The sequence below is a fragment of the Candidatus Poribacteria bacterium genome, assembly GCA_009839745.1.
Taxonomy (GTDB): domain Bacteria; phylum Poribacteria; class WGA-4E; order WGA-4E; family WGA-3G; genus WGA-3G.
This window is the reverse complement of record VXPE01000097.1, coordinates 1-10,661: the sequence shown is the minus strand read 5'-3', so window position 1 is coordinate 10,661 and position 10,661 is coordinate 1. Positions and strand designations below refer to the sequence as shown.

The following is a 10,661-nucleotide window of genomic DNA, read 5'->3' as shown; positions in this document are numbered from 1 at the left end:
GAGGGTCTTGTATATCGTGCAGTATGCACGATGGAAGTGCTTTAGAGGAACGCGGAGTTCCAAGTGTCGCTGTTTGTACGGAAGTCTTTTTCGCTGCAGGTAAGGTACAAGCGCGAGTCCTCGGTCATAGTGAGCTGGAACCACTCACCGTCCCTCATCCGATCCAGAGTCTGACACCCGATCAGATTCGGGAGCGTGCAGAGGGTGCCGTGCAAGAAATTGTTGCGCGGTTGACAAAAAACGGTGAACAAGGTTCTATTCGGTAAGCTTCAACCTTCCCCACACCGTCGTGAGTTTACCACGCGCCTGGATGTCGAGCGTGTTCTCAACCAAATTGTTAATTTCTTTTTTACTGAGAGCAGCGTTGTAGATTCTCGCATCTTCCACGCGAGCGACGACCCAACCGTAGGCGGTACCACCGATAAGGGCACGCGGACCGAAAAGTGCTTCTACGTCGCCGGCTTCCCAAGACCTGATCGGTCCCATTGTATAACCACCGATACGCTCACCGTTTCTATATATCGTAATCTTGGCGTTTCCACCCTCGTCTTGATACGAAATCGCCAATTGGATTAACTTCCCTGTCTCTTTTTCTTCAAACCCAGGAATTGCATCCTGTGTGCGTCTAAAGTGGCTGCTACCCGCCATCCAGCGTTTCGGTTGTCGTTCCGCATAGACAATCGCGTCAAAGGTATCTCCACTGCTTTTATTCACCGCCAGTGTGGCACCTCTTGTGACGTTCAGATCGTCTAAGTAAAGCCATGTTACCAATGTTTTATCGGGACCGATGTCATCGCCTTTATAGCCCGTAGTCATTGCCCACTCATTGCTGCCGATATGCAATTTCCCATCCTTCACATCGGCATCTAAGAGATCAATATCGCCAAAGTGGCCCGTCATATCTTCCAATTCAGCCCCTGCCTCAAAGGTCCAGTGTCCGATCAAAGCTTCCTTTTTTTCGCCTTGTCCCAACGCTGGCGTTACGAGACTGCCGAGCAAAAACAATACAGAAAAACTGAATGTGAAATAACGCCCGAGATCTATCATCGTTGTGTCCTCCGTTGTTGATTCTGGTTGAGAATTACACGATTACAAAAACGAGGGCAGGTATACGTCTCATGCGAACACCTCCGTGAAGACTTCGGTGACATGTTCTACAAATAGAAACTCGACACCAGATTGAATGTCTTCTGGAACTTCAATGAAGTGTTTTTTGTTGCCTTGTGGCATGATCACCTTTTTGATACCTGCCTGCTTCGCGGCAAGAATTTTTTCCTTCACGCCTCCGATAGGTAATACCCTTCCCCTGAGCGTCAGTTCGCCTGTCATAGCGATCTCAGGACTGATTTGTTGCTGTGTGGCAATTGAAGCAAGGGCAGTCGCAATTGTAATACCAGCCGAGGGCCCGTCTTTAGGGATGGCTCCTGCTGGCACATGAATGTGAATGTCGTTTTCTAATACACTCGGATCAAACTTAAGCACATCAGACTGGGATTTGACATAACTGAGGGCAGCCTGTGCGGATTCCTGCATAACCTCGCCAATCTGACCCGTAATACGAACTTGCGTCTGAGCATTTATCTTCTTGGTAGCAGCGACTTCAATGAAGAGGATCTCACCCCCGGCGGGTGTGACAGAAAGCCCTGTCGCGACACCGATATCGGCTTTACGACTCGCTATTTCAGAATCAAACTTCGCTGGTCCCAAATAACCTTGAATGTCCTTCCTCGTGATGGTTGTCAGATCGGTATTCCCCTCCGCAACACGACGTGCGACTTTTCGACAGACGGTCCCGAGTTCGCGCTCTAAATTTCGGACACCCGCCTCGCGAGTATATTCGCTGATTACCTTGTCAATCGCTTTATCCTTAATATCAATCAACGCATCTTTCAATCCGTTCTCTTTCAATTGACGCGGTATCAGATACTGCTTGGCGATAATTTGCTTCTCGTTGGCAGTATAGCCGGGGAGTTCTATGGTCTCCATCCGGTCACGTAGCGGAGGTGGAATGGTATGAAGTTGATTTGCTGTTGTGACAAACATCACTTTTGAAAGATCAAACGGGACATCAAGATAGTTGTCCGTAAATGAATGATTCTGTTCCGGATCAAGGACTTCCAGAAGTGCGGACGCCGGATCCCCTCGAAAATCAGATCCGAGTTTGTCGATCTCGTCAAGCATAAAGACAGGATTGTTCGACTCGGCTTGTCGGAGTCCTTTGACGATGCGCCCTGGCATTGAACCGATGTAAGTGCGTCGATGCCCACGGATTTCAGCTTCGTCGTGCATACCGCCTAACGAGATACGCACAAATTTTCGGTTCATCGAGCGAGCGATAGACCTACCGAGAGAGGTTTTTCCGACGCCCGGCGGTCCAACGAAACAGAAGATAGGTCCCTTCATATCGGTTTTGAGCATGCGAACCGCAAGATATTCCAGAATCCGCTCTTTGACCTTTTCCAAATCGTAGTGATCCGCATCAAGGATTTCTTGTGCCGCGGCGAGATCTAAAGCATCTTCCGTGCTGACACACCAAGGCAGATTTAACAACCAGTCCAAATAGTTTCGGGCGACAGTGGATTCAGGCGAGAAAGACTGCATTTTAGAGAGGCGTTTCAGTTCTTTTTCCGCTGCGTGTTTCGCTTTCTCGGGCATTTCAGTTTCGCTCAACTGCTCCCGCATTTCATCAATTTCAAGTCCGAGGTCATCCGATTCACCAAGTTCCGTCTGAATGGCTTTGAGTTGTTCTCTGAGATAATATTCACGTTGTCCTTTGTTAATGACGGCTTGTGCGTTATTTTGGATTTTGCTTTCTAATTCATGGAGGTCGAGTTCTTTAGCGAGTATGACAGCGAGGGTATTCAAACGTTCCTGGATAGACACCGCCTCCAAGACGCGCTGCTTATCGTGCGGCTTTAAATCCAGCATGGCAGCAATATAGTCGGCAAGACGCCCCGGTTCATCAATCATTGTTTTGGTGAGGCTGCCGTATTCCTCTTGGTAGCGCGATGACATCTGAACGATGCGTTGAAACATTTCATCGTTGCTGCGGACAAGTGCCTCTACCTCCAGATCCATCTCTGGGTTACCAATAGGGTCCTCATTATCACCACTCAGGATATTAACCCGAACCTTGACGAAGGGGTCGGTCTGCAAGATATCCTCAATTTCAACGCGTTCGCGTCCAACTGCAAGAAACAGCACATCTTCATCGTCAGTTTTGTATCGAAGAATGTGTATTAAACTCCCGATTGGACTGAAGTTACTCTTTTTAAGATCCTTGATGTCCTCTTTAGAGAGTTCCTTTTTCGGGCGAAAAATGCAAAGCACCCGCTCATGTTCCATCGCATGTTCAACAGCCGAGGTTGCCATCTTTCCGGTAAGCGCGACGTGGTGTGGCGGAAATGGTGGCACCGGCGGCATATACGGAAAGACGACGAGGTCATCTAACGGAAGGAGGGGGAGTTCCTGTACAAGTTCTTCTTCACTGGAATTTTCGTCTCTGTTTTTTTCTGCTTTCTCTTTGGTTTCCATGTTTTTTTCTCCTTTTTAATATAGATGTGTCGTTACGTATGAATTCGTTGGACCTATTGACCGGACAACCTGCAATATCTGTGCCAATAACAATTGCGTGAAATACCAGGCGTTCCTACTGAATTTCTGCCAAACTGGCACGGTCTTAAAAGGATTATGATTTCATCGGTCAATTTGACCGCTTGATACGGAACGACGACGGCGCACCGTCGGAGAACATCAGGGCCAGAATTGATATAGCGTCGTGTTGGCAAGAATGCTACCGATGCTCCACAAACTTCCGCTTATGTAGTCTCCGAGGGCAAGTCCGAGGAAGAGCGGCACCATACGTCTGTAAGCTTTCAGCCCTCCTTGATGCAATACAATCGCCTTTGCTATCCATGCGACGAAGAGACAACTCCAGAGGTTGTACATGCCCCAACTGTTTGCCATAGCATAGCCGAGTGGATGCAGGGGCCACCAGAGAAAACGGGTTCGCAATAACATGAGTCCAAGCGCGACTCCTGCGCCACCCCCCATAAAGGCAAGCGCGGGGACATCCGTGCCTTGTGGATAATTCAACCAGTTTTCAAGTTGTCGATAAACGCCTCTGCCGAACCCTAATGCCCAGGGACCGTAATAACCCGTTTCTGCACCGTGTCTGTAGTAACTATCTAAGAGTAGCCAGAATATAACAATCGCGCCAACGAGGGTTGCAATGACAATCGCCACGGCGGTATGCTGTGGGCGGATCTGTCGTCGCTCTGAAATTTTCAACGCCTCTAATTCTTGCGGCATCGGGTGCGCTCGATAGGCTCGGTTGAAGAACATGTACAATGAAAAAACCGTTTTTGTACCCGTTGTCAGACGCTGGGTACCGAAAGCTGTCACGATTAACCCGTGTGGATCGACTCTGTGCAAATCGTGAACTAAGAATCCTAATTCCGCCCGAAGTCTGGCAATCATTGTCGCGAGCAGAAAGTAAAGTCCAAAAAAGATGGGAATTACCCAAAGCGACATGCCTGCCTTATAGGAGAACACGGACAAAAATAGCATCCCGCACACGATACCGAGGAAAGCGATGTGATAAGGCATCGGCTCACGCTGCATCTCTATCCGGGACGTGCCTCGGAATCCATCTACCACCCCAGTACAAATCCGTTTGATATGTGTTCTGCCGACCCATCCAGCGGTCGCCAGAAGCACCATATATGCCCCGAAACTCTGGGCATCCGCGTAAGGAAACCCCGGTAAATTCCGGACTCCAAGAATACTACCTGCCATTAACTCAAATTTATACACCCAATAGAACGCCCAGCACGAAAAAAGCAAGTCCAGTGGAATAAGGAAACTAATCCCAATTGCAAAAGGATAAAACGAGAGACGCACACCCCCCATCGCATTCCAAGGACGACCGGTGAAGTACTGATGGATATTTTGACGTTTTACTGGTAGATATGGAACCGCTGGATAAATCGAATTAAGTAGGTTTAGGATGCTAATAGCTGCAGCAATACTGAAACCTAACCACATTAGCTTATTTTTGAAAAAACTTGTGTTCGGTTCCGTCATCGCGAGCGGAAGTTGAATAATTGGATACGTCAGCCGTTCCCGCTCAGTCCATTGGATACGAAGCAGTGTGTTGATGCACAGCATAACAAACATCAACACGAGAATAAAAACCGTCCACCACACCACAGGAACCGCCCAAGCGGTAAGATGGGTCTTTCGATAGAGACTGGATTGCCCCTCATAATACCCCGATAAGACGCTCGGGTCCTGAACGGTTAACCAGGTCGGAAGTTCTTTCCAAAAAAGCTGCTGCCATTCATTTTCAGACGTTGCGAACCGAAATGGATGCCCAAGGATAGTGACAAGGATCTCCATCATATCGTGCGAACACAGCGAAGAAACAATGCACAACATGACATAAACTGTGAGCAATTCCGCCGGTGTTAGCCGCAGTTTTGGGGATAATTTTCCCAAGACTGCACCGAACACCATGAGCCAAAAGATTATGAAAATGACATTAGACAGCGGATGAATTAATGTCGGATGTGTATAACGGACAACCTCCAACTCGATAATCCAAAAAACGTTAAGAGGAATCAGGAGAAGTGCGATGAGAAATGCTTTAGGCGTTAACCCACGTTCGCCTCTGAACAAGTTTCGCGCGACATCCTCCGTGTTGCCTGTCATATTTTCTAATGTTCCTTGCGGTTATACGACGTGAGTTTGGACTTCGACCTGTTTCTCTCTGGAGCCACCCGCCACTTCGTTACGGACTTATCCTTTTTTCTAACGTTCATGGTTAGAAAATCGAATCCACCCGCGTTCGCCTTCTATGAACACCTCCGTTTTCAGTTCTGCGCAACGTCGCTGATAATTCTGTAAGGTGTCTATCGCTGCCTTTCCAGTTAGAACGCTCGGAAACTGATTGGCTACTTGTAGGGGGTTTTTGCTTGGGTGTTTCTTCAAGGTCACCTCGTCCCTGCTTTCCTTGGGTTTTCCGGGACGGACTGCGGTTTTTGGCGGATCTGTCAAAATCGGGATTAACTCAATTGACTTCAGTGTTTTCGCGTCAAACGTTGCCTTGGGGATAACGATGTGTGAGTGCTGTTTATCGTAAGCGTCATAGATAAAATCTGACAGGCTGTAAACAATCGGTTTGTCCTGATACAACTCAATACCACCAAACGTATGGAGTTGCTGGCATACCACCATGTCCGCGCCTGCGTTGATGAGGGCGTGGGCAAAAATTCGCTGTCTGCCGATTGCCGCATCTGTAGAGCCGCTTCTGCTTCCCCAATGTAACCAGACAACCACGAGTGCCGCTTTTGTCCGTATCCGTTCGACAGCATTTGTCATTTCGCTGTAAACGGCATAGGCAAGTGGGTCCTCGGTGTAACGCGCGAATTCATTCACTCGGTAATAGGCTAACAACGCAACCTGTGCGGTTTCGGTTTGCCCTCGCTTGACGGATACCCATGCCGGTCGTTTCGCGGTTTCTACACTCGTCCCAGCACCAATCGGTTTGACATCATACCACTCCAGTTCTGTGATCGTATCCGCCAACGCCTCGAAACCGAAATCCATTATATGTGGAGTGGCTAAGGAGACAGCATCAAATCCTGCATTCGCAATGGCTCTGCCGAGTCCCGGTGCTGCCCGAAAGGGGTGTTCAATCCCGTATCGCGGCTCACCTCTTTCCGAGATGCTCGCGTTCAGGGAAGCAGTCGCGACATCCGCAGATTGAATCAAATCAGCGGTTCCCTGAAAAAACACACCCGCACCCTTGCTTTCAGTCAATGCGGTCATCCGACTACTGATCGTAATATCACCAACGACAAGAACTGAAATCTCGTCTGAGGGAACTGATTCATCCGCTGCGATTTGACTGCTCATTCCAGCGGAAAGCATCAGAAGAATGATTATAACAGTATGCTTAACTTTCGTCATTTTCCGAGTTTCCATCTAAGCCTTCGTCGAAGTCCAGATTTATTCCGAATTCATTCAGCAAGTCATCATCTTTCAATTTCATCCCAAGCATAATGAGAGTTTCGGCTAAGGTTAACCGATCGACTTTGGTAGTTTCAAGGGTTTCGGTTTCAGAAACTAACTCTGTGCGTAAAGACTCCTGATTTCGGCGCGCCTGCTCTCGCAAGAGTTTCATCTCATTGCTGAGTCGATCAATCTGTTTCTGAAACTCACTGGCGAAATCGTTAATTAAGGTTGACAATTTCTGAAGGTCAGCCTCGCTGCGGGCAGTAATCCCGTCAAGCCTTGCATCAAGCTTCGCATCAATGAGTCCCTCAATTTTTTCTAACGTTAACCCTAAATCTTCGCCGCCAAGTTGGTCGGACAGGCTGCGAATATCGGTTTTGACCGCTGCGATTTCCTCGGAAACGTGTCGATCTATACCAGTGAGTTTGTCATCAACCTGCTGCTGTATGTTTTCTAATTCTTGGTTGAGTGTGCGCAAACGCCTGTTGTAACTCCTGATATACCTCCCGACTATGCTCTCACGGAGGTGCGCCTCCAGCTGATCGCGCGCTGGATCTTCCTCAGGCTCCACACTGTCATGCTCCAAGTCTTGGACATCTATCGGGTTTTGCATGTATATCGTTCCTCCGTTTCTATGGATAGCAGCTTTATAGTTATCAGTTACAGAAGTATCTGATTTAACCAAACTGTCTCTGAACTGACCACTGACGCTACGGATAATTATAGACGTTGTCGGATCGGATCGGTGTCTCGACATCTTCAAACCCAACATCTGATTGGGTGGATGCCTCACGATTTGCATTAAATTCGCGTAAGATACAACTGACTATCTCTTCCGTATAGGCTTGAGCATCAACACGTTGTTGATTTGCTTCCCATGCCATCCGTGCTGCTGCTTCAAAATACTCTGCGTGTTTGTAAGCATCAAGGAGATCTTTGCCTCGCGAAAACGTTCCGTGTCCCACCCAATAAAGGATATGCCGTTCGGCGTTCCCGCCGTTCTGGAAAAGTCGTAGGCTTTCATAAGATAACTCTGGGATGCCAGGTGCCTTCTCTTCCACAAACCCGATACCGCTGGATTCATCGTATATTATAGGCGTTTCCGGTTCGTATCCTCTGAGGAAGTTATAAAACCTGTCAGGGGCACCATGTTCTGTCCGCGAAATAAGATTCAAAAACTTCGGTTGCAAGTGCACAAGTGCGTTAAACCCCTGCCTTTCTAACTGCTCGAAAATAAGAAGATAATGGAACATTTCACTCGTGGGGGCTGGAGGCGCGATACCCTCTGGATTCAAGGCTAAGGTCGCCTGGTCCGGTGTACCGAAGCGCATGCGATAGTGTACACCATCGGGTTCAACTTCAATAAGCGTTAAATTGAGGGCAGGATGTTCAATACCAATCATGTCCAAACGAGAACCCGACTTTGTGAGCAGGACGTGTCGGCCAGCCAAACCTTTAACAACAATCTGTGGTGGTAATTGGTAGCGCGGTGATGCATTGTAAGGGATGAGGCATACATCCTCGATCGTTTCAGTTAAAACTGCCCCCATGTTGCCAGCAGTCGCCCACAAATATTGGTGGGTGTGCGCATGCGCCCCGACCCAGCCCATCTGTCCTATCAGCGTTCCACATTCGCCGTCCGGTGAAATCGGACGCAGGTCGGGGTGATACCCCCGCTCTCGCCAGCGTGCGTAGCGATAACTTTGCGGCGGTGGTGCTGTTAAAGCATTCGTCAGATACGGATTGGTTAATGTTGAATCCATTTTTTAAATTTACCTTGCGGTTCGGTCAGATAGGTTTAATGACTGAGGTGCCTCTCCGTATTGTTGCAGGCTACGGGTTTCGTTTCATGTTTTCGCCAAAACGACTTACTTATCCTTTAACTATACCATGTCTAAAACGAAATAGCAAATTTTTAGTGGACGAATTGGTCCGCGTTACGTTTGTTTTTTGACACCTTGGTTTTTCTGTGGTATAATACTAAAATTAAAATTGAAAGGAGTCGAGGGAGGCGGGCGGCGAAGTGTCTTTTCTTAATAAAAAAACGTAGCCTACAACAATACGCAGAAACACCCTATCAAAAACACGCAGGGTTTTTGCTTCGGTGTTTTCACTAAGTATACGAAAAGGAACGTCTTTGACACAACCACCCTCACCCAACCGCAAGGTAAAATTAAAAAATGCGAACGGAAACAGATAGTATGGGGACACTTCACGTCCCAGACGACCGATATTGGGGGGCACAGACACAACGTGCGCTCCAAAATTTTAAGATTGGTGAAGAACGCTTGCCGCGTGCTGCGATATGGGCACTCGGTACCATCAAGCAAGCAGTAGCACAGGTCAACGCAGACCTCGGTCTGCTCGAAAACCGGCTTGCCGAAGCCATCAGCGACGCAGCACAAGAAGTTATTGATGGAACATTAGACGATCACTTCCCGCTCCGTATTTGGCAGACAGGTAGTGGAACCCAGACGAATATGAATGTCAATGAAGTCATCTCGAATCGGGCAATTGAGATGCTTGGGGGCGAGTTGGGAAGTAAAGACCCGATCCATCCGAACGACCATGTCAATAAGTCCCAATCCACAAACGATGTCTTCCCGACTGCCATCCATTTGTCAATGGCCCGGCAGATTCAAGAGCATCTTTTGCCGCGTCTGACACGGCTGCGATCGGCATTTGCAGAAAAGGCATCCGCTTATGCAGAGATTGTTAAGATCGGACGCACACATCTGATGGATGCGACACCCCTTACACTCGGACAGGAATTTAGTGCTTACACACAACAACTCGCCGCTGCAGAACAACGCATCAATGCCGTGCTGCCGCATCTCTCTGAACTTCCAATTGGTGGAACAGCCGTTGGGACAGGGTTGAATACACATCCCGACTATACAGCACGGGTCGTGGCAAAATTATCAGAAACAACAGGCTATGCACTCAAACGCGCACCAAACGCGTTTGAGGCACTCGCGTGCCGAGATGCCGTTGTGAGCGCAAGCGGTGCCTTGAAAACACTGGCGGTGGCTCTATTTAAGATCGCCAACGACATCCGATGGCTCGCTTCGGGACCTCGGTGTGGACTCGGTGAATTGCAGGTACCTGAGATGGAACCCGGAAGTTCGATTATGCCGGGAAAGGTAAATCCGACACAGTGTGAAGCCGTCACGATGGTGTGTGCACAGGTGATGGGGAATGATACGACTTTGGCATTCGCCGGTGCAAATGGGGCATTGCAACTGAATGTATTTATGCCTGTGATGGCATATAACGCTTTACAATCTATACAACTGCTTGGTGATGCGTGTGAGTCATTCCGCGAGAATTGTGTCGAAGGCATCGTGCCGAATACTGAAACGATAGGGCGACACCTCTCAGAATCACTGATGCTTGTAACAGCGTTGACCCCGCATATTGGATATGATCAAGCGGCAAAGGTTGCGCAGTATGCACATGAACACGGAAGCACGCTGCGTGAGGCGGCTATTGCCCTTGAGGTACTGACAGGTGAGGCGTTTGATGAACTTGTTTTGCCGGGAGAAATGACGCGGCCGAATTTAGGTTAATCATAGCAAATTGTAAAAAAAACGACTTGTGCTAAATAACTGTTTGTAAAACACAACTTCACAGAAGTGCCATTT

7 protein-coding genes are annotated in these 10,661 nt (G+C 48.4%); 1 reads left to right on the top strand and 6 read right to left on the bottom strand.

What is annotated here, in order from left to right:
* Window positions 1-255: 255 nt before the first annotated feature.
* The 6 genes from F4X88_15220 to F4X88_15195 form a co-directional block, all read right to left on the bottom strand.
* A complete protein-coding gene (locus tag F4X88_15220) occupies window positions 256-1,047 on the bottom strand; it encodes a LamG domain-containing protein (GenBank protein ID MYA57637.1) in 792 nt (263 codons plus the stop codon).
* Window positions 1,048-1,116: 69 nt separating this feature from the next.
* Complete coding sequence (lon, locus tag F4X88_15215; GenBank protein ID MYA57636.1) at window positions 1,117-3,534, bottom strand: endopeptidase La; 2,418 nt, start codon at window positions 3,532-3,534, stop codon at window positions 1,117-1,119.
* A 219-nt stretch (window positions 3,535-3,753) separates the two neighbouring features.
* The gene (locus tag F4X88_15210) at window positions 3,754-5,712 is read right to left on the bottom strand and encodes a hypothetical protein (GenBank protein MYA57635.1); all 1,959 of its coding nucleotides are present in this window, start codon (window positions 5,710-5,712) and stop codon (window positions 3,754-3,756) included.
* Window positions 5,713-5,811: 99 nt separating this feature from the next.
* A complete protein-coding gene (locus tag F4X88_15205; GenBank protein ID MYA57634.1) occupies window positions 5,812-6,987 on the bottom strand; it encodes a CapA family protein in 1,176 nt (391 codons plus the stop codon).
* A complete protein-coding gene (locus F4X88_15200; GenBank protein MYA57633.1) occupies window positions 6,959-7,630 on the bottom strand; it encodes a hypothetical protein in 672 nt (223 codons plus the stop codon). Before F4X88_15200 ends, F4X88_15205 begins: the two co-directional genes overlap by 29 nt.
* Before the next feature lie 97 nt (window positions 7,631-7,727).
* Window positions 7,728-8,780, bottom strand: coding sequence for a hypothetical protein (locus tag F4X88_15195; GenBank protein MYA57632.1), 1,053 nt, complete (start codon window positions 8,778-8,780; stop codon window positions 7,728-7,730).
* 417 nt (window positions 8,781-9,197) lie between these two features.
* On the opposite strand from F4X88_15195, the gene fumC reads away from it, so the two are divergent.
* Window positions 9,198-10,586, top strand: coding sequence for a class II fumarate hydratase (gene fumC / locus F4X88_15190; protein ID MYA57631.1), 1,389 nt, complete (start codon window positions 9,198-9,200; stop codon window positions 10,584-10,586).
* Window positions 10,587-10,661: the final 75 nt, after the last annotated feature.